Annotated in this window: 20 protein-coding genes and 1 tRNA gene; 4 read left to right on the forward strand and 17 right to left on the reverse strand. The window is 29.6% G+C overall.

Translation table 11 applies throughout. From position 1 onward, the window contains the following. The first annotated feature begins 74 nt into the window (after positions 1 to 74). From rfbC to rfbB, 3 genes are all read left to right on the forward strand, one after another. Positions 75 to 623, forward strand: coding sequence for a dTDP-4-dehydrorhamnose 3,5-epimerase (gene rfbC, locus ACZ5QM_RS01960; protein ID WP_464183281.1), 549 nt, complete (start codon positions 75 to 77; stop codon positions 621 to 623). Then, positions 620 to 1483 (forward strand): glucose-1-phosphate thymidylyltransferase RfbA, encoded by an 864-nt coding sequence (gene rfbA / locus ACZ5QM_RS01965; RefSeq protein ID WP_464183282.1) that lies wholly within the window; start codon positions 620 to 622, stop codon positions 1481 to 1483. The genes rfbC and rfbA overlap by 4 nt, the downstream gene beginning before the upstream one ends. Positions 1484 to 1789: 306 nt before the next feature. Continuing rightward, on the forward strand, positions 1790 to 2881 hold the full coding sequence (gene rfbB / locus ACZ5QM_RS01970; protein ID WP_464183284.1) for a dTDP-glucose 4,6-dehydratase: 1092 nt from the start codon (positions 1790 to 1792) through the stop codon (positions 2879 to 2881). Positions 2882 to 3325: 444 nt separating this feature from the next. Here rfbB and rimM read toward each other — a convergent pair whose 3' ends face one another. The 14 genes from rimM to ACZ5QM_RS02040 form a co-directional block, all read right to left on the reverse strand. Continuing rightward, entirely contained in the window at positions 3326 to 3850 is a 525-nt protein-coding gene (gene rimM / locus ACZ5QM_RS01975) for a ribosome maturation factor RimM (RefSeq protein ID WP_464183285.1), read from the reverse strand. After that, positions 3847 to 5154, reverse strand: a complete 1308-nt coding sequence (murA, locus tag ACZ5QM_RS01980) for a UDP-N-acetylglucosamine 1-carboxyvinyltransferase (RefSeq protein ID WP_464183286.1) — start codon at positions 5152 to 5154, stop codon at positions 3847 to 3849. Before murA ends, rimM begins: the two co-directional genes overlap by 4 nt. A 22-nt stretch (positions 5155 to 5176) precedes the next feature. Further along, positions 5177 to 5986: a type II restriction enzyme gene (locus ACZ5QM_RS01985; protein WP_464183288.1), complete on the reverse strand. Its 810-nt coding sequence runs from the start codon at positions 5984 to 5986 to the stop codon at positions 5177 to 5179. Between the two features lie 32 nt (positions 5987 to 6018). Continuing rightward, positions 6019 to 6951 carry a DNA adenine methylase gene (locus tag ACZ5QM_RS01990; protein WP_464183290.1) on the reverse strand — a complete coding sequence of 311 codons (933 nt, stop codon included), beginning with the start codon at positions 6949 to 6951 and terminating at the stop codon, positions 6019 to 6021. Positions 6952 to 7026: 75 nt separating this feature from the next. Further along, on the reverse strand, positions 7027 to 8025 hold the full coding sequence (obgE, locus tag ACZ5QM_RS01995) for a GTPase ObgE (protein WP_464183291.1): 999 nt from the start codon (positions 8023 to 8025) through the stop codon (positions 7027 to 7029). A gap of 8 nt (positions 8026 to 8033) precedes the next feature. After that, the gene (locus ACZ5QM_RS02000; RefSeq protein ID WP_464183292.1) at positions 8034 to 8609 is read right to left on the reverse strand and encodes an adenylate kinase; all 576 of its coding nucleotides are present in this window, start codon (positions 8607 to 8609) and stop codon (positions 8034 to 8036) included. A 17-nt stretch (positions 8610 to 8626) separates the two neighbouring features. After that, entirely contained in the window at positions 8627 to 9163 is a 537-nt protein-coding gene (gene hpt, locus ACZ5QM_RS02005) for a hypoxanthine phosphoribosyltransferase (RefSeq protein ID WP_464183294.1), read from the reverse strand. A gap of 93 nt (positions 9164 to 9256) precedes the next feature. Further along, positions 9257 to 10900: a fumarate hydratase gene (locus tag ACZ5QM_RS02010; RefSeq protein ID WP_464183296.1), complete on the reverse strand. Its 1644-nt coding sequence runs from the start codon at positions 10898 to 10900 to the stop codon at positions 9257 to 9259. Between the two features lie 155 nt (positions 10901 to 11055). Then, entirely contained in the window at positions 11056 to 13167 is a 2112-nt protein-coding gene (locus ACZ5QM_RS02015) for a polyribonucleotide nucleotidyltransferase (RefSeq protein ID WP_464183298.1), read from the reverse strand. 81 nt (positions 13168 to 13248) lie between these two features. Then, positions 13249 to 13776 (reverse strand): chromate transporter, encoded by a 528-nt coding sequence (locus ACZ5QM_RS02020; protein ID WP_464183316.1) that lies wholly within the window; start codon positions 13774 to 13776, stop codon positions 13249 to 13251. Positions 13777 to 14379: 603 nt separating this feature from the next. Continuing rightward, positions 14380 to 14452, reverse strand: a tRNA-Lys gene (locus ACZ5QM_RS02025). A gap of 68 nt (positions 14453 to 14520) precedes the next feature. Beyond that, a complete protein-coding gene (locus ACZ5QM_RS02030; protein ID WP_464183301.1) occupies positions 14521 to 15765 on the reverse strand; it encodes a DUF1015 domain-containing protein in 1245 nt (414 codons plus the stop codon). 582 nt (positions 15766 to 16347) lie between these two features. Beyond that, positions 16348 to 17253, reverse strand: coding sequence for a nucleotidyltransferase (locus ACZ5QM_RS02035; RefSeq protein ID WP_464183303.1), 906 nt, complete (start codon positions 17251 to 17253; stop codon positions 16348 to 16350). Between the two features lie 51 nt (positions 17254 to 17304). Beyond that, entirely contained in the window at positions 17305 to 18612 is a 1308-nt protein-coding gene (locus ACZ5QM_RS02040; protein WP_464183306.1) for an O-acetylhomoserine aminocarboxypropyltransferase/cysteine synthase family protein, read from the reverse strand. A gap of 1001 nt (positions 18613 to 19613) precedes the next feature. Here ACZ5QM_RS02040 and ACZ5QM_RS02045 point away from each other — a divergent pair. Next, a complete protein-coding gene (locus ACZ5QM_RS02045) occupies positions 19614 to 20948 on the forward strand; it encodes a peptidylprolyl isomerase (protein ID WP_464183307.1) in 1335 nt (444 codons plus the stop codon). Between the two features lie 68 nt (positions 20949 to 21016). On the opposite strand, the gene rsmI is transcribed toward ACZ5QM_RS02045, so the two are convergent. The 3 genes from rsmI to ACZ5QM_RS02060 form a co-directional block, all read right to left on the reverse strand. After that, positions 21017 to 21727 carry a 16S rRNA (cytidine(1402)-2'-O)-methyltransferase gene (gene rsmI / locus ACZ5QM_RS02050; RefSeq protein ID WP_464182325.1) on the reverse strand — a complete coding sequence of 237 codons (711 nt, stop codon included), beginning with the start codon at positions 21725 to 21727 and terminating at the stop codon, positions 21017 to 21019. Continuing rightward, the gene (pepT, locus tag ACZ5QM_RS02055) at positions 21711 to 22967 is read right to left on the reverse strand and encodes a peptidase T (RefSeq protein ID WP_464182326.1); all 1257 of its coding nucleotides are present in this window, start codon (positions 22965 to 22967) and stop codon (positions 21711 to 21713) included. Before pepT ends, rsmI begins: the two co-directional genes overlap by 17 nt. A gap of 656 nt (positions 22968 to 23623) precedes the next feature. Next, positions 23624 to 25291, reverse strand: a complete 1668-nt coding sequence (locus ACZ5QM_RS02060) for a diphosphate--fructose-6-phosphate 1-phosphotransferase (RefSeq protein ID WP_464182328.1) — start codon at positions 25289 to 25291, stop codon at positions 23624 to 23626. Between the last annotated feature and the right edge of the window lie 257 nt (positions 25292 to 25548).

Genomic DNA, 25548 nt, shown 5'->3' on the forward strand with positions numbered 1-25548 from the left:
AATTGTACTTCCAATTAAAAGTTTTTAAGATTAACGTTCTTGAATATGTGAATCTGAAATTAATATTTTGAATTATGGATTTTGTTCAAAAACGTATTTGTGGACTTTGGTTGATAAAACCGAAATTAATTTGTGATGATAGAGGTTTTTTTGTGGAAACTTATAATAAGAAAGAGTTTGAACGACATATTGGAATAATTAATTTTATTCAAGAAAATCAATCTCGTTCTACTTATAATGTTTTGAGAGGAATGCATTATCAAAATGGTGAAGCTGCTCAAGCTAAATTGATAAGTGTACTAGAAGGAACAATACAAGATGTAGCTGTAGATCTCCGGAGAGATTCTGATTCGTTCGGGGAGTACGAAGTAATAGAATTATCTGCTAAAAATAAATTACAATTTTTTATCCCAAGAGGATTTGCTCATGGTTTTTTGGTATTAAGTAGATGGGCTACCATTAGTTATAAAATGGATAATCTCTATTGTCCGTCTGCTGAAGGAATACTGTATGCTGGAGACAGAGATGTTAATATTTTATGGAATAAAGAATGTAAATTCTGGAAACAATCTGAAAAAGACCGATTAGGTAAATCGTTAAAGGAGGTTGAAACACAATTATGAAAGGTATTATTCTAGCAGGTGGAAGTGCTAAAAGGCTTTTCCCTATATCTAAGTCTATATCCAAACAAATCATTCCAGTATATGACAAACCTATGATTTACTATCCCTTATCTACTTTGATGCTGGCAAAAATAAGAGAAATATTGATTATTTCTACTCCTCGTGATTTGCCTATGTTTCAACAATTATTAGGACAAGGAGAGAATTTAGGGATGAAGTTTGATTATATCGTTCAAGAGATTCCAAATGGTTTAGCACAAGCATTTGTTTTAGGTGAAGAATTTATTGGTAATGATTCTGTTTGTCTTATACTGGGAGACAATATTTTTTATGGGCAAGGTTTTTCTGAAATATTGAGTAAAGTTCAGTTGAAAACAGAGGGTGCTTACATATTTGGGTACCACGTAAAAGACCCTAGGGCTTATGGTGTGATTAGCTTTGATTCAAACGGAAAGGTATTTTCTATTGAGGAAAAACCTATTTGTCCAAAATCTCATTATATTGTACCAGGATTGTATTTTTACAACAATTCAGTTATTGAGAAAGCAAAGAATTTAAAATTATCAACAAAGGGAGAATATGAAATAACTGCTCTAAATCTCATTTATTTAAATGAAGGGAAGCTAAATGCTTTTCTTCTCGGAAGAGGATTCGCTTGGTTAGATATGGGGAATTTAGATAGTTTATTAAATGCTGCTTGTTTTGTAGCAACTATTCAAAAGAGACAGAGATTTTACATTGCTTGTATTGAAGAAATTGCATGGCGTAATGGTTGGATAAATAATGAAAAATTGAAAAAATTAGGGAAGATGATGACTGAAACAGAATATGGTCGATATATTTTATCTTTGCTTACATAATAATAGTATGTGTAAAATTTCATCTCAATATTAATTGAGTTTGTTCAGTAAATTTATGAGAGGTGTGTAATATTATTTTTTTTAAAAAAATATGTTCTCTTAATAGTTAAATTTTAATTGGGAAGGCGGCAAATTGTTATTAAAAAGAGTAACGATTATTGATAAAGGAAATCTTGTTTATAATTTTTTAGATATAAAATATCCAGAGTAGATAATAGCATAGTCATTGCATTTTATAATGCAATCTGCTTCGATAATAGTTATTGTTTACATACTAAGTATGTAAATTATTGATAATTTTTATTTATGTATGTTTATCTTGTTACCGGTGGTGCTGGATTTATAGGTACTAACTTTATAAAATATCTTTTAAAAAAATACAAAAATATTAAAATTATTATACTGGATAGTTTAACTCATACAGGTGATTTTAGTATGTCCAAAGCAAATTCAGGAGATTTTCGTTTGTTATTTATAAAAGGTGATATTAAAGATGCAGATATTGTAAATGATATTTTTCAAAAATATCCTATTAATTTTGTGGTTAATTTTGCAGCGGAAAGTCATGTAGATAAAAGTATTATTTATCCCAGGATATTTTTTGAGACTAATATATTAGGTACACAAAATTTATTAGAGATTGCTAAGGGATACTGGACAATTGGAAAAGATAAAAAAGGTTATCCTGTGTATAAAGAATATGTAAAATATTTACAAATTTCAACAGATGAAGTATATGGTAATTTAGAAGAAAATGGTTTTTTTACTGAAACTACACCATTAGATCCAAATAATCCTTATAGTGCCTCTAAAGCTGGATCAGATTTGATTGTGAAAGCATATAGCAATACCTATAAAATGCCAGTAAATATTACTCGCTGTTCTAATAATTACGGACCTTATCAATTTCCTGAAAAATTAATACCATTAGTTATTAAAAATATTCTTGAAGGTAAACAGTTGCCAATTTATGGAAATGGACAAAATGTACGCGATTGGATCTATGTAGAAGATCACTGTAGAGCTATTGATTTAGTATTATATAAAGGTAGGGTAGGAGAAATATATAATATTGGAGGATATAATGAAAAAAAAAATATAGACATTGTTAGATTGATTATTTCTATTATGAGAAATTTGTTGAATACACATATACAATATCGAAAAAAATTGCATTTATCTACTTTAAAATCTTCGTTGGAATGGATAAATGAAAATTTAATCTCTTTTGTAGAAGATCGACTAGGACATGACAAACGCTATGCCATTGACTCAACAAAAATTACAATAGAACTTAATTGGGAACCAAAAATAAAATTTAAAGAAGGTATTTTAAAAACTATTTGTTGGTATTTGGAAAATCAGAATTGGGTAAAAGAAGTAACATCAGGATATTAATTATTACAAATAAGATGTCTACAGGTGAAAATTTATTTCTTTAAAGACTAAATAAGTTAAACTAAGGTATTATTAAAAGGTATCATTTTAATTGTAAAATTACTGTTCTTCTTAATCTTAAAATTGATTGGTAAATATACCAATAGACTTTTATCATATACGAAAATTTTTGACGTAAAAGTCAAGGAAATGGAATGATATTTTCAAAAAAAAAATCAGATAAGAGTTAAAATATCTCACTGAGAAGTTTTATGTTAATTGATTTAGGTGGGTGAGAATTTCTTTAAGAAGTGGAGTGATAGTTGTTTTGAAGAAGAATTAAATAAAAATATCAAAAAAAAAATACTGTAATAACAGATAGACAGGATAAAAGCTCAAAATCTTGGTTATTAAAGTTATTTATTTTCAGTTTGTTATTGTTAATAACAGTAATTAAAATTTTCGTTATAGTAAACCGGCTGGAAGTTTCATATAAATTATTTTTTGCTTGTTGTCTATAGCAGTGATCATTTCGTTGGAAGTAGGGATAAGAATTTCTTTCCCTACTTTTTCGATAATAAATAAAGTATTAATAGTGAATTTATTTATATCAGTGATAGATCCTATTTCTCCCACCTTTTCGTCTATTATTCGGAACCCAATAAAATAATCCCACGAAAAAAAAAATGAAAAGTTTAGCTCTATGTTTTTTTTAAGCTGTTTTAGAGGGAAAAAAACTTCTTGATAAGTAAGTAAATTGGTTTGCTCTATAGTATTTATGTTTTTTAATTTTACTAGTGTTGTTGAATTAGAAATAAAACGATATGATTCTACTCTAAATGGGACGAAGATACCATCTAATTTGAAAACAAAAAAAAAGTCTTTGCTTTTATCGAAACAATTGTTTGTAAAACTGAAAAAAATTTCACCTTTAATTCCATGTGATTTATTAAAATTTCCTACTTTGATTAATTCACTACGATTGATCATATTCTTGTGATTTTTGCTCCAAGAGCATTTAACCGTTTATCTATTGATTGGTATCCACGATCAATTTGGTCTATATTGTAAATTTGGCTAATTCCTTGAGCACTCATAGCTGCAATTAGCATAGCTATACCGGCACGAATATCTGGAGAAATCATTGTAGTAGAACGTAAACTGCCTCTTTTACCTGAACCAATAACAGTAGCTCTATGTGGGTCACACAAAATAATTTGAGCTCCCATGTCAATTAGTTTATCAACAAAAAATAGACGACTTTCAAACATTTTCTGATGAATTAGAACACTGCCATTTGCTTGTGTAGCAATAACTAAAAAGACGCTCAATAGATCTGGAGTTAGTCCTGGCCAAGGTGCATCAGCAATAGTTAGAATAGACCCGTCGACAAATGTATCTATTTTATAAGATTTTTGCGCTGGAATGATTATATCATCTTCTTCTTTATTAATGACAATGCCGAATTTTCGAAAAGCATCTGGAATAATACCTAAATTGTCATAAGAAACATTTTTGATGCGTAATTCTGATTCTGTCATTGCTGACATACCAATAAAACTTCCTACTTCAATCATATCAGGCAAAACAGTGTGCTCACATCCATGCAATTGCCTAATACCTTCTATATTAAGTAAGTTAGATGCTGATCCATTGATTTTTGCACCCATTGCTATCAACATCTTCGTTAGTTGTTGAAGATATGGTTCACAAGCAGCATTATAGATAGTAGTTTTTCCTTCTGCTAATACTGATGCCATTAAAATATTTGCTGTACCTGTTACAGATGCTTCTTCTAATAACATATATGTACCTCGCAAACTATTATTAGACTTTACTTCATAAACATGACGCTTTGTATTATATGTAAATGTTGCTCCCAACTTTTGTATACCTGTAAAATGAGTATCTAATCGTCGACGGCCTATTTTATCTCCTCCAATTTTAGGAATAATTGCATATCCAAAACGAGTAACTAAAGGGCCTACCAACATTACTGAACCTCGTAAAGAGGTACTTCTTTCAAGAAAATCATTTGTTTGTAAATAATCCAGATTTATATCATTCGCTTGAAAAACATAAGTTTTTGAAAGTGGATGCTCAATTTTTACACCAATTTGGTGTAATAAAACTATTAGATTATTAATATCTAAAATATCTGGTATATTGTGGATAGTTACTTTTTCAGAGGTTAACAAAGTAGCACAAATAACTTGCAGTGCTTCATTTTTTGATCCTTGTGGTATTATTGTACCTACAAGTTTATGCCCACCTTCTACAATAAATGATGACATCTAAAATAGATATTGAATATTATTAAGCGTTTATTATAAATTTTGACTTTTGTATAAATTCTATACTATTATAATTATCTACTTCTCTGAACCAAAATTTCCAGAATGAATAAGTATTTTGTCCTTTTTCAGATTTTTTTTCAAAAAAAATTGTATTTACTTCTTTCTTTATATAAGTTTTCCATTGACGAAATGGATAATATAGCTGTCTAATAATTATATTCTTTGCTTTAGAAATTTTAGCTTCTATCAATACAATTTGATTTTTACCTTCATATCCAGCATCCACTTCTGTTTGGACACTCTTTACTTTTATTGACTGTTTATATTTTCCTGCATAGAATTCAAATTTTGGAGTATATTTTCTACCACGAATAGTTAAAATCAAACTATTGTCTTGCAAAAATGTTCTTATCAAACTTGAAGCATATGCAAAATCTAAATACTGCATTTCAGAATTACCTATTTTAGATGTTTCTAAATCAAAATTAAGTTTTGATTTGTATGATTTTATTTCTACCTCTTCTATTTTAGGAATATCTACATAACCTTCTCCTTCCAAGATTGCATACTCACCATTTTTAATAGGTAAAATAAATAGATTGTTATCTATGAAAACGTGTGGACGATTTTCTCTTGTATCCTGTTTACACAAAAGGCGAGGTTCTCTTTGCCTTGTAGTTATGTAATTTTTAGTAGCTTCTTTTATCATAGAAGCAGTCAATGGAAATAAACCTCTTTTGAAATTATGTTTGTAAATTTCGTATTTATCAAAAATTTTATTCCATGCTTCATTAAATCCTGTTTTATCAATAATTATTTTAGTTTTCATCAATATGAATAGTTTTGTTAGTAAAATTTCATTTATACATGATTTGGTTTATATTGATAATTTGTTATTAATAATTCTTTGATTTTTCCTCTCTTATTTCCATTACAATTAATGGATCTTTTTGCAGAGATATTAAAAAAATTATAGTTACAATATGCTTTTTTAAAAAAATTATCTTTGGAATTTTTCCCAATAGGATAGGAATTAGAAAGCATTAATTTCGCTTTCTTCTCAGAATCTAATTTCTGAAAAAAGGATGCTAGTTTTAATTGTTCTTTATCTGTAAATTTTATACCTGTATAAGATGTAAAATTTGCCGTTTTACTAATAGGTCTGTATGGTGGATCAAAATAAACAAAACTCTTTTCATTTACGCTATTCCAGCAATTAGTGTAATCATAACACTCTATTTTAGCCTTTTGCAAAACTTTAGATACAGCTATGATATTTTCTTTATCAAAAATTTTTGTTTTTTTATATTTTCCATATGGTACATTAAACTTTCTTTCAGAATTTAGACGAAAAAGTCCATTAAAACAGGTTTTATTCAAAAAAATGAATTGTGATGCTCGTAAAATCCACTTATCGGAAAGTTTCTTATAGTTGATTTCTAAACGCTGTGAATTAAAGTATTCTCTAATAGATAAAAAAAAACTGTTACGTTCGTCTTGTGGAATTTTGTCATATTTTTCCTGATATATTATCAGAAAATCAAGTAGATCATCTGGAAATTCTTTAACTACCCTATAAGTTAAAACTAAATCTTTGTTTATATCAGATAAATAGGCTTGTTCAATATTAAATTGTTTAGAAAGCGCAAAAAATAAGGCTCCGCCTCCTAAAAAAGGTTCAATATAATTAGTAATTGTACCATTTTTTAATTCATTTGGGTAGTAGTTTTCAATCTGTTTTAGCAGTTGATTTTTCCCACCAACCCATTTTATAAATGGTTTTATTTTGTTCATAAATTTTATAATTCTGATTATTTATTGTACTTCTATCTTTTGGATAAAAAACTAAAATCATTTTTTTTGATTCATTTAGGATTTATTATTTAATTTTTTCCAAAGTAATTCTTTTAGTACGGTAATACCTTTTTGAGTGAAAGAGGATACAAAAATATGGACAACATTTGTGGGTAATTCTTTTTCAATTTCATTTTCTAATTCTTCGTCCAATATGTCAGATTTAGATATTACTAAGATACGTTGTTTATCTAATAATTCAGAATTATAACAAGCAAGTTCCTTTAAAAGGATGTTGTATTCGCTTGTAATATCCTTTGTATCAGAAGAAATCATAAAAAGCAATAAAGAATTTCTCTCTATGTGGCGTAAAAAACGTAATCCTAAACCTTTACCTTTACTTGCTCCCTCTATGATTCCAGGGATATCGGCCATCACAAACGTGTGTGAATTGTGTACAGTTACAATGCCTAAGCTTGGTTCCAAAGTAGTGAAAGTATAAGAATCAATTTTAGGTTTAGCTGCTGAAACAACTGACAATAAAGTCGATTTTCCTGCATTAGGAAAACCTACTAATCCCACATCAGCTAACAATTTTAATTGAAAAACAATCTGTTTTTCTTCGTAAGATATCCCTGGTTGAGAATATCTAGGTATTTGATTGGTTGATGATTTAAAATAATTATTTCCTCTTCCTCCTTTACCTCCTCTTAATAAAACAATTTCTTGTTTGTCTTGCTGAATATCAGTGATAAATTCTCCTGTTTCACCATCAAAAACCATAGTACCAATAGGAAGTTCTATAATTTTATCTTTACCATCTTTTCCACGAACCATTCTACCAGAACCTGCTTTCCCGTGATCTGCTAAAATATAACATTCATACTTTAGATGGATTAAAGTACGATAATTTTTATTACCCCGAAGGATAACATCACCTCCTTTTCCTCCATCACCACCATCTGGTCCTCCAAAAGGAATATATTTTTCATGCCGAAAATGAATAGAACCTCTCCCTCCTTTACCAGAACGTACATAGATTTTTACATAATCTATAAAATTGGAATGATCCATTTTTTTTACTAGTAAAAAAAATGATCCATTTTTTTTACTATACTTTCGAATACTTCTTCTATAGAATTTTTTCCTAAAATTTCAATAAGTTTTTCCTTTTTTCTGTAATATTCTTGTAAAGGTTCAGTCTGTTTTGTATAAATACTTAAGCGATTTTGAATTGTTTCTAAATTATCATCCTCTCTACCGAAAAGTTTTCCTCTTTTTAATAAACGACAAATTAATTCTTTTCTATCTACAGATAAACTGAAAATAATAGTAATAGAAGAACCTCGTTTTTCCAATAAATCATCCAATGCTTTAGCTTGAGAAATAGTTCTTGGGAATCCATCAAAGATATATCCTTTATTATTAGTTCTTCTATTAAAAATATCAGCGAAAATTTTAATAGTTAAATGATCAGGGAGCAACTTTCCTTGATTAATGTATTTTTCTGCTTTTTTCCCTAATTTTGTTTTATTCTTTATTTCTTGGCGTAAAATTTCTCCTGTAGAAATAAAACACAAATCATATTTTTCACTTATCAACTTTCCCTGTGTACCTTTTCCAGAACCAGGTGCTCCGAAAATTCCAATATTTAACATTATTTCATCTTGATTATTTATTTCACTATCTGATATATGTTCCTATAGTTTCTTCCATATTCATCATAATCAGCTCCAAATCCAATAACGAATTCATTAGGTATTTTTTTTACTATATAAGATGGCCTTATGTCAAATTGAACGGAATCAGGTTTAAAAAGTAAAGCTGCTATTCTGATGGATGCTGGATTTTTTTCTTTTAAAAGGCTAAGAAGGTAATTTATTGTATGTCCCGTATCAACAGTATCTTCAATAATCACTATATGGCGATTTTCTATATTTTCTTCTAAATTTTGTATTTCTTTCATTTTTTCCCCGCGTTTTATTCCTTCATAAGATTTTAATCGGATAAAAGTAACTTCACATGGAAAACTAAATCTTCCTATTAATTCTGAGGCAAACATAAACGCTCCATTCAAAACACCTATAAACAAGGGTAACTTATTTTTCAACTCTTCGTTGATTTGCTTTGATACTCTATTTATTCCTCTAACTATTTCATTTTCAGGAATAAATAATTTAAATCTTCTATCTTTTATTAAAATGCATTCCATTTTGTGTATTTATTTGCATGTGTGAATCCATCAATGGTACAACAGCTATTCTACATCTGTCAGAGACAGTGTAAAAATAGTTAAATTTTATAATTATAAATAATTGTTTTTTATTTTAATTTTTTGAAAAAAATCGTTTCCTTTGTCATCTATTAATATAAATGCAGGAAAATCTTTTACTTCAATTTCCCAAATAGCTTCCATTCCGAGTTCTGGATAAGCCAAACATTTAATGCTTTTTATATTGTTTTGGGCTAAGATTGCTGCTGGTCCACCAATTGAACCCAAATAAAATCCACCATATTTTAGACAAGCATCAGTTACTTGTTGGCTACGATTCCCTTTTGCTAACATTATCATACTTCCTCCGTGTGATTGGAATAAATCTACGTATGAATCCATACGTCCAGCTGTTGTTGGCCCCATTGATCCGCAAATCATACCTTTAGGAGTTTTTGCAGGCCCAGCATAATAAACTGGATGTTCTTTAATATATTGTGGAAGATTTTCTCCTTTATCTAATAGTTCTTTTAATTTAGCATGTGCAATGTCTCTCCCTACGACAATTGTTCCATTTAATGACAGACGGGTAGCTATTGGATAGCTAGTTAAATTTGCAAGAATCTCCTTCATTGGGCGATTGAGATTTATTTTTATTACATTTTTTTCGCTCGCATTACGATATTCTTTAGGGATATATTGAGCAGGATGTTTTTCTAATTTTTCAATCCAAATACCTTTTTTATTGATTTTTGCTTTGATATTTCGATCTGCCGAACAAGAGACTGCCATACCTACAGGGCAAGAAGCTCCATGTCTAGATAAACGAATGATTCGTATATCATGAATAAAATACTTACCTCCAAATTGTGCTCCCAACCCAATTTTTCTAGATAATTTTAGTATTTTATCCTCTAAAATAGGGTCACGGAAAGCTTGACCATATTCGTTTCCTTCAGTTGGAAGTTCGTCGTAATATTTGGTAGATGCTAATTTGGCAGTTTTTAAGCAAAAATCAGCAGATATTCCACCAATTACAAATGCAATGTGATAGGGAGGGCAAGCTGCTGTTCCTAATGATTTCATTTTGTCTATTAAAAAATTTTCTAGAGTTTCAGGATTTAACAATGCTTTAGTTTCTTGATATAAAGAAGTTTTATTAGAAGAACCTCCACCTTTAGCTATACATAGAAATTCATATTCATCACCGTCAACAGATTGAATATCTATTTGTACAGGAAGGTTGCATCCGGTATTTCTTTCATTATACATATCTAGAGGTATATTTTGAGAATAACGAAGATTTTCTTCTGTATAGGTTTTATATACGCCCTCGGATAGGGATTCTTCGTCTCCTCCACCTGTCCATATTTTATCTCCTTTTTTAGCAACAATCATTGCTGTACCAGTATCTTGGCAAAAAGGAAGAATTCCTTTAGCAGAAATTTCTGCATTACGTAACATGGTTAAAGCCACATACTTGTCATTTTCACTGGATTTTGGATCTTTTAAAATAGCTGCTACTTGTTTTTGATGTGAAGAGCGCAAAAAAAACGCACAATCATGAAAACATTGGTTTGCTAACAATATCAATGTTTTTTTAGAAATTTTTAGAATTTCTTTTCCTTCGAAAGACGATACTGATATTCCGTCTTTACTTAATAAGTAATATTCAGTATTGTCTTTCGAAGGAAATATGTTTTGATATTTAAAATTGAAAGGAGGAATATTTTTCATTAAGATTAATTATTTCGTTTTGTATCAAAGATAGTTAGTTATTTTTAATCTTAAAATCGGTATATTTTCTTTATTAGAAAGTTTTTTTAGAAAAAGCAGAGAGGGGGAGAAAAAATAGAGTAGATTCTTTTATTCCCTTTTGTAATGAAATATACTTATGGACGAGGTAATAAAGTTTTATGTGAGAGTTTGAATTTTCCAGTTTTTGAGTCCATATTTACCAACCTTATTTTGATAGTATCACCTTCGTTCAATCCTGCCTCTTCCATAGAATCTAAACGTTTCCAACTAATTTCAGAAATATGCAATAAACCTTCCTTTCCAGGAAGAAATTCAACGAAGGCACCGTAAGGCATAATGGAACAAATTTTTCCTTCATAAATTTCTCCTACTTCTGGAGTAGTAATAATTCCTTTAATTCTAGTTACAACAGTATCAATAGATTTTTTATTGTTTCCAAAAATTTCAATGCGACCAGATCCATCAGTTTCTTCAATACTTATTGAAGTTCCAGTTTCTTCTTGTAATCCTTGTATGACTTTCCCTCCTGAACCAATTACAGATCCGATAAATTCTTTAGGAATAATTATCACTTCAATTCTTGGAGTATGTGACTTTAAATTTGTACGAGGTTCTGGAATTGTTTCAAGCATTTTGTCAAGAATATACTCACGACCTTGCTTAGCTTGAGCTAAAGCTTTTTCAAGAATTTCAAATGAAATTCCTTCAACTTTGATATCCATTTGAGTAGCTGTAATTCCTTTTTTTGTTCCTGCTATCTTAAAATCCATATCTCCTAAATGATCTTCATCACCTAAAATATCTGACAATATAGCATATTTAGTACCGTTATTTTCGGAAATAAGTCCCATGGCAATACCAGAAATTGGACGTTTAATTTGTACACCTGCATCCATTAATGAAAGTGTTCCGGCACAAACAGTTGCCATAGATGATGAACCGTTGGACTCTAAAATGTCAGAAACAATGCGAATAACGTACGGATAATTACTTGGAATCATTGATTTTAATGCTCGATGAGCCAAATTACCATGACCGATTTCACGGCGACCTACTCCTTTTTGAGCTCGAGCTTCACCTGTTGCAAAAGGAGGGAAATTATAATGCAATAAGAAACGTTCTTTGTCACTGACTAATGCATCATCAATAATTTTTTCATTAAGTTTTGTACCCAAAGTAACGGTTGCTAGAGCTTGTGTTTCCCCACGAGTAAAAACAGCCGAACCATGGGGACCAGAAATTGGACTTACTTCCGACCAAATAGGACGAATTTCAGTAGTTTTTCGACCGTCCATACGGATGCCTTCGTCTAGAATACATCGTCTCATTGCTTCTTTCTTTATTTCGTAATAATAACGCTCTATCAAAGAATTTTTTTCTTCATTTATTTCTTTAAACTGGCACTTATACTTTTCTATAATAACCTGAAAAGCTTTGGTACGTTCACTTTTATTTTGACCAGATTTGGCAATGGCGTATACTTTATCGTACAGATCAGTTCTAATGTTAGATCGTAATTCTTCGTTATTTACTTCGTGACAATACGCACGTTTTATTGTAGTACCTACTGCTCTTGCTAATTCAATTTGAGCTTTGCATTGAAGTTTAATAGCTTTATGTGCAACTTTAATGGCTTCTAACATTTCTTCTTCGGAAACTTCATTCATTTCACCTTCTACCATCATAATATGATCCATTGTAGCCCCAACCATAATATCCATATCAGCTTTTGTTAATTCTTCAAACGTAGGATTTATCTTGAACTTTCCATCTATTCTTGTTACACGCACTTCGGACATAGGACCATTGAAAGGAATAGTTGAAACAGATAATGCAGAAGAGGCTGCTAAACCAGCCAAGGAGTCTGGGATGTCTTCTCCATCTGAAGAAAAAAGAATAACATTGACAAAAATTTCCGCATGATAATCATTAGGAAATAAAGGCCGTAAAGCTCTGTCAATCAGTCGACAAGTAAGAATTTCACAATCAGAAGCACGCCCCTCTCTTTTTGTAAAACCACCAGGGAAGCGTCCAAATGCAGAAAATTTTTCTTTATATTCTACTTGCAAAGGTATAAAATCCAATCCAGGACTTGCTTCTTTAGCTGCGCAGACAGTTGCTAATATCATTGTATTATTCATTCGCAATACTACTGAACCATCAGTCTGTTTAGCTAATTTCCCAGTTTCAAAGGTTATCGTTCTTCCATCACCCAAATCAATTGTTTTAACAATAGGATTAATCATGAAATAATGTTTTAATCATTGTAAATTTTTCTTACAATTGGTTGAAGATAATCAAATTGACTAAGAATGGCAAACTATAATTTATTCAATTGTACTATACAATATACCACCAATAATAGATAGTAAAACAGTATAAATAGGAGAGATACCTTGGTAAATTAAAATAATAACAATAATGGGGATAATTACAGTTTTTAGATTAATGCTTATTGCTTTAGAAGTAGTAAAAATTGAAACGGAAATTAAAGCCACTACAGTAGGACGAACACCTTTAAATATGTTGATGATATGCAAATTATTTTGATAATATTGAAAAAAATTAGCGATTAATAAGATAATTAAAAAAGAAGGTAATACAGCTCCTATTACAGCAATTATACTTCCTATGTTACCTTTCATTCTGTATCCTGTAAAAATAGCAATATTGACTGTCCATATACCTGGAATAGATTGTGATAAAGCTATTAAATCTACAAAATCGGACTGTGAGAACCATTTTTTTTGTTCAACTACTTCTTTTTGTATTAGAGGCAACATAGCATAACCTCCTCCTATTGTGAAAAGTCCAATTTTTGCGAACGTATAAAATATTTGCCAAAATAGATTCATTTGAGATGTTTTTAACATTATTTACATAATTGATAAAAAAATGTTTACCTTTTTTTATAATATTTATCTACAATATTTGTGAATGGGTTAAAAATTTTCTAACTTCAAAATAAATGAATCTGACATCAATATTGTTTTATTAAGATAGTTTAAAGCCACTTTTTTTTTATAATCTGTTGCAATAAACTAGCTTTGCAAGTGTTCGTAATTCCTCTTTGAATCTTGCAGTATATAACTATATATTCACTTTTACGTACATTAATAAGGTACATATGTATTGTATGTATTCCATATTTATCTTGTATTTTACTTCAAAAGTAAGTGATATTATAATAGCCATAATTAGTTTATTTAATTATCTAATTTGTCAGATGTTTCCCTTAACTTTTTTCTAAATTATTTTTTTTCAGATCACAAAGTAACTATAGATAGAATAGATTGGATCAAAATCATCAACTATAGAGAAGTATGTTCTATAACATACTTCTCTATAGTTGATGTACAATTAATACTAAAAACATTTACGGAGTTTTAAATAGGAAAATTTAGGTAAAAAAGAGAAGATGAAAGAAAAATTGAATGATTTTCTCCCCTTTAAACTAGTGTCCCCGCAGGGATTCGAACCCTGGACCCAATGATTAAGAGTCATTTGCTCTACCAACTGAGCTACAGAGACTAACTTGAATTTGACTGTGAAAGTCAATTGATTGATGTTTATAACTCGATTAAATCGAGTTATAAACATCAATCAATTTTATGAATAATTAACCCCGATCGCAATTTAGGTTCAAACCAAGTTGTTTTTGGAGGCATAATGCTACCAATATCGGCAATATCAATCAATTGTTTCATAGAAACAGGATACAGAGCTAAAGCTGCTGCCATTTCTCCTACATCTACTCTTTTTTTTAATTCTTCTAAACCACGTAATCCGCCAACAAAATCAATACGTTGTTCAGTACGAAGATCCTTCATTCCTAATATTCTATCTAATATTAAACTAGACGAGATGGTAACATCTAAAATATCTATTGGGTTATTGTTATCATAAGTTCCTTGTTTAGCATCTAACGAATACCAATGTTTATTTAAATATATAGAAAAATTGTGTAACCTTTGGGGATGATAAATATTTTTCCCTTTATCTGTGATGTGAAAATTTGTAGAAAGTGTGTTGAGAAATTCTATAGGAGTTAGTCCATTCAAATCTTTCACGAGACGATTATAATCCATAATTGTCAATTGACTAGCAGGGAAACAAACTGCCATAAAATAATTGTACTCTTCTTTTCCTGTATGATTTTGGTTTTGATTAGCTTTTTCTATTCCAACTAAAGCTGCTGCTGCTGAACGATGGTGCCCATCAGCAATGTATAAATAAGGTATTTTTTTAAATAAATGAGTAATCTTTTGAATAGTTGTATCATTTTCAATTATCCAAAAATGGTGTCCAATACCATCAGAAGATAAAAAATCGTATTCAGGTGTTTTTTTTACTGTTTCTTTAACAATGATATCTAATTGTGGATTATCTGGATATGCGAAAAAGACCGGCTCTATATTAGCATTGTTAATACGAACGTGTTTCATACGGTCTTCTTCTTTGTCTTTACGAGTCAGTTCGTGCTTTTTGATTACTCCACTTAAATAATCATTTACATGAGAACCTACTACCAATCCATACTGGGTATGTCCATTCATCGTTTGAGCATAAATGTAGTATAATTCTTTACTGTCTTGTATTAACCATCCTTTGTTCTGAAACTTATTGAAATTTTCAACGGCTTTATTATATACATCAGCATCATGTTCATTTTTTCCTATAGGGTAATCTATTTCTGGTTTAGTAATATGGTAAAGTGATTTCTCATTGCCTTTTGCTTCTTCACGAGCCTCTTCTGAATTCAAAACGTCATAAGGGAAAGATGCTACTTCTATTACGTATTTTTTAGGAGGACGAATACCCTTGAAAGGTTTTATAATTGCCATAATTAAACTGATTTACAAAACTATTACATGCTTTATGATGCATATTACAAAGTACGTCTCAAAGTTATTCAAATATATTTATATGTTATATATAGAAAAAGATAATAATTGTAGATTGTTTCGAACAAATATTTTCTATTATTTGTGCTATTTATTTGATTGTTTAGAAAAACAAAAGAACAATATCACTTTATAAGTGATTGTTCATAATATTCCTTATTACATAACATAAATGGACTGTAACTTCTTGTAGATTATTTTAGTTAATTAGTTAATTAGTTAATTAGTTAAGTGAAAGAACTTATATGTTGGCTAGCTAGGATTGGATTTTTTCAAAAAATATAGATAAATGGGGATATTTATAGTAACTTAGAGACTACTGAATTGATCCAAAGTATGTTACTATCAATTTCAACATTTTTTATAAAAGTACTGAGATCGCCGATTTTTGAAAATCGGAATCGTTTATGTGACGAAGTGACGAAAGGGAAGATGTTATATTATAAAACTAAAATATTTTTCATCTTTTTTTTGAATCTATGTATCTGTAGAGTATTAAACAAGATATTAAATCTAGAAAGATTATTGAAATAATTTTTCAGGATATTCTCCTTTTTTTATTAAATCTTGAATTTTAGAAACCGCTAATTTTCTATCCTCCAAATGAGTTATCCCAAACCATTGGGATGGTGTCTCCAATGTTTTCACTTTAGCTTGTTTTTTCATAATTAATTGATTGACTACAAATGGAATGAAAAATTCGGTTTTAAGACTATTCTGATTTTTATTCAGAAAATCAACAAATAAGTTTTCTGAATAATTGAAATATTCAGGTGTGAACCCCCACATATTCATAGAAACAGGAGTTTTTTCATCTAGAGTGATCCAATTATTTTTATTATCTTTGTACTTTATCTTTCTATCGTTATCACGAAAGATGCAGGTGCATTCTGTAATGAAACTTAAAAAACTATTTTCGTCTGTTTCACAAATACCTCGTGCTACAGAACCAATTTCCGGTAATGTGTTTCCTAGTTTATAACTAATCATAACATAATTGTTTTGTTTTTTATCGATAAGTTTTAAGCAATTGGACAATAGTTTAAAACTATCTTTTCCATAAAAATCGTCTGAATTAATTACAGCAAATGGTTCATGTATTTTTTCTTTTCCCATCATAACAGCGTGGTTGGTTCCCCATGGGTTAATTCTTTTTGTATGTGGTGAGAATCCTTTTGGAAGTTTATACAAGGATTGAAAAACAATCTCAGTTGGCACTATATATCTATATTTTTTCAAAATTTCACTAAATCTCTTTAAAAAAGATTCTCTGATAATAAAAACAACTTTTCCAAATCCACTTCTTACAGCATCGAAAATCGAATAATCCATAATGGTTTCTCCATTTGGACCTACTCCATCTAATTGCTTTAATCCTCCGTAACGACTTCCCATCCCAGCTGCTAAAACAAGTAATGTAGGCTTCATGGTTTACAAAAGTTTTTATTGTAAATAAAAGATAATTAAAAATATATTAATCTATTTGATTTTATTTAATGCTTGATGAATATCATCTTTTATATCTTCAATATTTTCAATACCTACTGAAATACGTAATAACCCAGGTTCTACTCCCGTAGATTTTTGTTCTTCTGGAGAAAGTTGTTCGTGAGTGGTCGCAGCTGGATGAATTATTAAAGATTTAGCATCCCCAACATTAGCCAGGTGACTAAGTAGTTTTACATTATCAATCAGTTTATTTGCGTTGGAAGGATCTCCCTTAATTTTGAAGGTAAGTACTGCTCCCGCTCCTTTCGGAAAATATTTTTTAGCTAATTTATAGTATTTACTACTTTTTAGACCTGGATAATTTACATATTCTATTTTAGAATGTTGCTTAAGCCATTCTGCTAATATTTGTGTATTTTGGATATGGCGTTCTACACGAAGAGATAACGTTTCAAGTCCTTGAACAAGAAGAAAAGAATTAAACGGACTAATTACACTGCCCCAATCTCGAAGCCCTTCTACTCGAGCACGTACATTGAATGCAATATTACCAAAAGGACTGTTTGATCCAAATGCATCCCAAAATATCAACCCGTGATAACTATCTGAAGGTTCTGTGAAATTAGGAAATTTCCCATTTCCCCAATTGAATGTTCCACTGTCGACAATTACACCGCCAATAGATGTTCCATGCCCTCCTATCCATTTTGTGGCAGAATGAATTACAACGGAAGCTCCGTGCTCAATTGGTCTAAATAAGTATCCTCCTGCTCCAAACGTATTATCTACAATAAGAGGAATGTCGTATGCAATTGCTATAGAAGCAATTGCATCAAAGTCCGGGATATTGAGTTTTGGATTCCCAATTGTTTCCAAATAAATAGCTTTAGTGTTTTCATCTATTCGCTTTTCAAATTCTGTTGGGTTATCATTGGGACTAAAACGTACTTCTATACCTAAACGTTTAAATTGAGACTTAAATTGGTTATATGTTCCACCATATAAGTGGGAAGTACTTACTAAATTGTCTCCTACCTGTAATATATTGTTTAGTGCAATAAATTGAGCAGCTTGTCCTGAAGAAGTTGCCAATCCACTTACTCCACCCTCTAATGCCGCTATTCGTTTTTCAAAAACATCGGTAGTTGGATTTTGCAGACGAGTATAAATATTTCCAAATTTACGTAACCCAAAAAGATCTGCACCATCTTTTGCATCTTCAAAAAGATAGGAAGATGTTTGGTAAATAGGTAATGCACGAGCGTGTGTCGTTTTATCTACTTTTTGTCCTGCATGAATTTGTAATGTTTCAAATTTTAATTTATTATTTATGTCCATTATTTTGATAATTTTATTTACAGTTTTAAATTTAAAAAATATTAAGGAAAAAGATACTAATGCTATTAGACAGTTTTATACACTAAATAGTGTTTATCTGTTTATCTGAATAAGTTTTTACTAAAAATGTTGAATTTAATAGAATTTATTTAGATCATTTTAAAATAAACTAGTAGAATAATTCATTTATAATAAAATAAGTATAAATAGAAGGATTGAAAAAGAAAATGTTGAATGGACATTACGAAAAGAGAAGAAATAATAAAAAAATAAATCTTTACAAAGATTCAGGATAATATTTTTTATAAGTCATTATAGATATTATCTATAATGATAAGTCTCTGTTTATGATTTACCAAGGTAGTGGTTATACAAGAGAAGCTTGTGTTAGTGCGAGAATTATAGATGGAATGATTGGAGTAACTAAAATTAATAGTACTATTTTTCTTCGCAGTACACTTGAATAGACAATCTATTTGTCTTATTTAGCATAGTTGATTAGCCTAAGACTATTGAATTGTTATTTTGAATACTCTATCGAACTGATAACAAACTGTACAATCAGAGATACATGATTTTTATACAAAGTTTTCCAAACAGTTCGTATAAAGTTCACTGACCTATCTAAATAGATATGAATATATCTATTTACTGTGAAAATTGTATTAGCATTATTATAATGTTTTTGAAATTAATTATTAATTTTCGGATGTAGCTTAACTAGCTATTCATTTAATGGATTAGCATTAATGACTATTGACGTTAATGATGTTGTCTTTGAATACTATTTAGTAGAGATAGAAACAGAAATTATGTTTCTAGAAGTGTACATATTAAATATGTAAAATTCGAAAATGTGTAAATATTATAAAAAATATAAAAATGAAATTAGACCTTACTTTTCTTTCAAGAAAAGTAAGGTCTTTATTATTAATAATAAGTATCTTATTGACTAATGATGATTAAACAAATTTAAACAAGATTCTTTATTTTAATTTATTATGAGATTGTATTTTTTGACGATATTTTTGATATTAGTCTCTTCAGAATTAATAAATACAAAAAATAATATAATAGATGAAGTTATTTTGACAGTAGGAGATGAGGTAATTCTTCTTTCTGATGTAGAAAATATACGTTTGCAAATGCAAATGAATAATCAAAATATGGAAGCTGATCCTTATTGTTTTATTCTAAAACAATTGATTATTCAAAAATTATATTTACATCAAGCAAAACTAGATAGTATCGACGTTCATGGATCACAAATCTCCCAAATGGCAGAATCATGGATTAACCATGAAATTAAACAAATAGGGTCTAAGGAAAAAATGGAAGAAGATTTTGGTAAGTCCATCGGTGTTTTACTTGAAGAAAGAAAACAAGCTATAATGATTCAAGCAATGCAGCATAGATTGATTAATAATATAAAAGTGACACCTTCTGATGTTAGAAATTTTTACAAAAAAATTTCGCAAGATAGTTTGCCCTTTATTCCTACTACTGTAGAGATAGAAATCATAACATTGGAGCCAATTGCTGCTTCGGAAGAAATAGATAGCATTAAGAAGAGATTAATGAAGTATACCGAATTAGTTAGTTTTGGACAAAGAGAATTTTCGACTTTAGCACGTCTTTATTCTGAGGATATTGAGTCAGCAAAAAATGGAGGAGAATTAGGATTTATTTGTAGAGGTGATTTGGATCCTGAATTTGCAGAAGTAGCATTTGAACTAAATAACTCAAAAGAAAATTCTAAAATTGTAAAAACAGAATACGGTTACCATATTATTCAGTTAATAGAAAAAAAAGGAGATCGCATCAATGTTCGTCATATTCTTTTAAAACCTCATCTTTCTAAAAATGAGATTTTAAAAACTTTTTGTTATCTCGACTCAATTCGAACAAATATATTAAGTAGGGAAACTACGTTTGAGGAAGAAGTTATAAATGTATCACAAGATAAAGATACTCGTAATAATAAAGGGTTGATGGTAAATTATAATAGTCAAATAGAAACAGAACGCATAGGTACTTCTCATTTTGGAATAGGAGAATTGCCTCCTGAAATCAGCAAAATTATTTGTGAGATGAAAGTTGGGGATATATCTAAACCATTTACTATGATTAATTCCAAAAAAAAACAAGTTGTCTCGATTATTAAACTAAAATCAAGGATTGAAGGGCATAAAGCCAATCTTACAAACGATTATTATGTTTTTAAAAAAAAATTAGAATATGAGAAGCAAAATCAAATTTTCACTGAATGGTTAAACAAAAAAAAACAAGAAACATACATCTGTATTAGTGATGATTGGAAGAATTGTAACTTCTAATTAGGATATTTGAATTTCTGAAAGAATTTTATTTTACTCATTTTTTAAGTTCTAAATTTTGAAAAAAATTAAAAAAGTTTTATGTATGTTTTTTCTTTATGATTTTTTCCACCTACTACTACAACAAATTCACCTTTAGGCTTGTTTGTAATAAAATGGGAAATTAAATCCTTCAATGTTCCTCGTATAGTTTCTTCATACAATTTAGATATCTCTCTAGATATAGAAGCTGCTCTCTCCTCTCCTAAATATTCTGCTAACTGTTTTAATGTTTTCATTATGCGGAAAGGAGATTCGTAGATTACTATTGTACAAGTTTCACTTGCCAATTCTTTAAATTTTGCTTGTCTACCCTTTTTTCTGGGTAAAAATCCTTCGAAACGGAAATGATCAATTGGCAATCCGGAATTTATTAATGCAGGAACAAAAGCAGTTGCTCCTGGCAAACATTCAACTTTAATTCCTTGTTGGATACATTCTTTTATTAATAAAAAACCTGGATCAGAAATTCCTGGCATACCAGCATTTGAAGTTAAAGCAACATTTTTCCCTGTTTTTATTTGCCATACAATTTTTTTAACTGTTTTATATTCATTAAACTTATGAAAAGATCTAATTTGATTTTTTATTTCAAAATGATTTAATAAAAAATTTGTTATACGAGTGTCTTCGGAAAAAATTAAATTTACTTTTTTCAGTATCCTTACTGCTCTGAAAGTAATGTCCTCCAGATTCCCAATAGGTGTAGGAACTATATATAATTTATTTGTTGTTAGCATTTTCACCACTACATAGTTTCTGTGTATTTAATTTGATTATATTTACGAGAACTTCTACTGCTTTTTCCATAGATCGAACAGGGATGTACTCATACTTTCCGTGAAAATTTAAACCTCCAGTAAAAATATTTGGACAAGGTAATCCCTTAAATGAAAGTACTGAACCATCTGTACAACCACGAATTGCACGAATTATAGGAATCACACCTGATTCTTTCATGGCATTTTTTGCCAATTCTGTAATATGTTTTTGTGGCTCTATAAATTCGAGCAAATTATAATATATTTGTTTAAATTCTAATTTGACTGTATCTTTTTTGTAAATTTTATTTAAAAAATCAGTTATATTCTGAAAGAGTTTTAATCGTTGTTCAAGTTTATTCTGATTATAGTCTCGAACATCAAAAGATAAAATAGTTTCTTCTATTGTTCCATTTATTTTTGTTAAATGAAAAAATCCTTCATAATTTTCTGTATACTCTGGTCGCTCTTGCTGAGGAAGCATTCCAATAAATTGAACTGCAATTAAATTTGCATTAATCATTTTGTTTTTTGCATATCCTGGATGGATATGCAATCCTTTAATGCTTACTTTAACAATAGCTGCATTGAAAGTTTCGTATGAAAATTCCCCGATTTCACCTCCATCTACCGTGTATGCCCATTCACAATCGAATTTTTTGATGTCGAAAAAAGAAGTGCCTTTGCCAATCTCTTCGTCTGGACTAAAAGCAATTCGAACCTTTCCATGTTTGATTTCAGGATGGTCTATTAGGTATTGAATAGTTGTCATAATTTCCGCAATGCCGGCTTTATCATCAGCGCCTAAAAGAGAAGTTCCGTCTGTAGTGATAAGGTCTTCTCCTACATATTGCAGTAACTCAGGGAATATCTTTGGAGAAAGAACAATATTGTTCTTCTCGTTAAGAACAATATCTTTCCCATTGTAATTCTGTACAATACGAGGTTTTATATTATTACCAGGCATATCTGGACTAGTATCTAAGTGAGCAATAAAACCAATTGTAGGGATTGGTTTATTAATATTAGCTGGTAGAGAAGCCATTAAATAAGCGTGCTTGTCTAAACTAATTTCCTGTAACTTCATTTTTTCTATTTCTTTTTTCAATTCTAATGCCAAATCCATTTGTTTAGGAGTACTTGGAGTATCAACAGAAAATTCACTCGATTGGGTATCAAAGGATGTGTATTTTAAGAAACGGTCAACTAGATTATTCATATATTTTATCCGAATTTAATTAAACTATAGAGTAATTTACTTTCTATGTTTAGAAATTTTTATGCACAAAAAATATGCGATTGGAACTAATAAGTATAATTTAGAAGATATAAAATTTTTGATTAAACTGAGTAAAACTGTCTGTAATATAATCTGTGAAAGCATTGTAATTTTGTTCACATAGCTACATTACGATGTAAGCTCTTGCCTTTTACTTAATTCTAAAAGACAAAAATAATCTTTTTAGCTTTTTCCCTTTTCATATACTACTCTAGATTACATATTTTTATATATAAATCATTTTATAGTGCATTTGTGAATTTATAGTATAAACCTATAACTTATGAATAGTATTCAAAAATTTCTTATCCCTTCGTTTTAAAATGAAATTTTTTTCATTTTTGTATAAAAATTACACATAAAATGTTATCGTTACATGTGTTGGAACAATCTAAAAAATTAGATAAGAGCTTTATTTTGAATCAAAAACTAATTACTATGGACATCTTTGTAGATGGTTACAAAGACGTATCTACCCATTGCAATTTTTAATATTTAAAATTGCAATGGATAAGTATGTTAACTTTTCTAAAAATTATGTTGAATTTGAAATTATAATGTATAAATATAAAAAATGGGTTTTTACTAAAAAAAACTCAACTATGACTTTTATCAACTATATTAGTTTTTTCAATTTGTAGAGTTTTTGACGGTTGATCACAGACTAAACTAGGTCCAAAATATTGAATGGGACCCGGATAGATATAATTCGTATCAATTGCCCATTTGTCGCGTTGAGATGCAAATATACGAAAAGGAGCTTTATCAAATTTCACTAGTGCTTTTTGAATAACAGGTTTTATTTCCCCATGACGACGCTCCATATTCATCATCATGGTAATTGGAATTCCACCTGCAATCCATTCTGATGTAGGAGCAATAGTATTTCTAATAGATGACATATACCCAGTTTTCCCGTTACCAATCAACTTAGCCGCTGTATAACCCAAAGAATAACAATAATTTGCATCATAATTGGATGGATCGGCACAACGTCCCTCATATCCAAAAAAATGAGTCATAGCTACAAACTTTCCATTATATTTTCCTGCTAAAGTCATTTCTACTAGACGTTTTTTTACCATTTCTGCCAATAATTTTTCCGTTTCAATTAAAGAAACCATCACATTACCATGAGGATCCCTCTCAAGTGTTAGCTGATGAGCTACAGTTTCTGGTAGGCTATTATAAATTTTTGCATTTTCAGGACTTAAATTATTAATAATATGCTCTTGTTTCCTTAAACGATCAATATGTTGAAATTTCGATTCAAAATGAACCAAATATTCGTTCAATTCACTAATTAAATTCTTTATCGTAGGAATAAATTCCACTAACCCTTCTGGAATTAATACTGTTCCGAAATTATTACCATTAGCAGCTCTTATTGATACAATATCAGCAATATACTGGACAATATCATCGAGAGATTGATTTTTGGCTTCAACTTCTTCCGAAATGATGCATATATTGGGGTGTGCTTGCAAAGCACATTCCAATGCAATATGAGAAGCCGACCGTCCCATTAGCTTGATAAAATGCCAATATTTACGAGATGAATTGCAGTCTCGTTGAATATTTCCAATCATCTCTGAATAGACCTTACAAGCTGTATCAAAACCAAAAGAAGTTTCAATCATTTCATTTTTTAGATCTCCATCAATAGTTTTTGGGCATCCAATTACTTGGATATTTGCATTGATTTGTTTGTAATATTCGGATAAAATACAGGCATTCGTGTTGGAATCATCTCCTCCAATAATTACTAATGCTGAAATATTTAATTTTTTTAGAATTTCTAATCCTTTATTGAATTGTTCCTTAGTTTCTAATTTTGCACGTCCTGAACCAATAATATCAAACCCTCCAACATTACGATACTCATCTATAATGTCTGATGTAAGTTCTTTATATTTATGTTCAATTAGTCCTGAGGAACCCATCAAAAATCCATACAAACAATTAGTGGAATTCATATTTTTAATTCCGTCAAAGAGTCCAGCAATTACATTGTGACCACCCGGAGCTTGTCCTCCTGAAAGAATAACGCCTACATTAACAGGATGATACTGTTCTTTTGTAGAACCTTCTACAAACTGTATAATCGGCAATCCGTAGGTGTTAGGAAATAATTTTTTAATTTCTTCCTGGTTGGAAACAGACTCAGTAGGGTTCCCTTCTTGAATTTTTGTTATTCCTCTCAGTATTTTTGGAATTTTTGGGTTATAAGAGGCACGAACAATCTGCAAAGCACTTTTCTCCATACTATTCATTTTAATTCAATAAATACAAATATCTGTATTTTTTACAAATTTAAAGATGATTTAATCGTAAATATTCAAACAAAAATAAGTAATATTTGTATTTTCTATTCGCAATTTTATATATTTTTTCATTTGATGATTTTTTTTAGGAAATACATTTTTGTTTTTTTACTTCCTTCTTTCTGAAAAAGTTTCTATTTTTTTTTGAAATATTTTTACCTTAAAAATTGTTGGAATAAGTATTGAAAAAGTTTACA

The sequence above is a fragment of the Azobacteroides sp. (SeqCode) genome, from assembly GCF_055395615.1.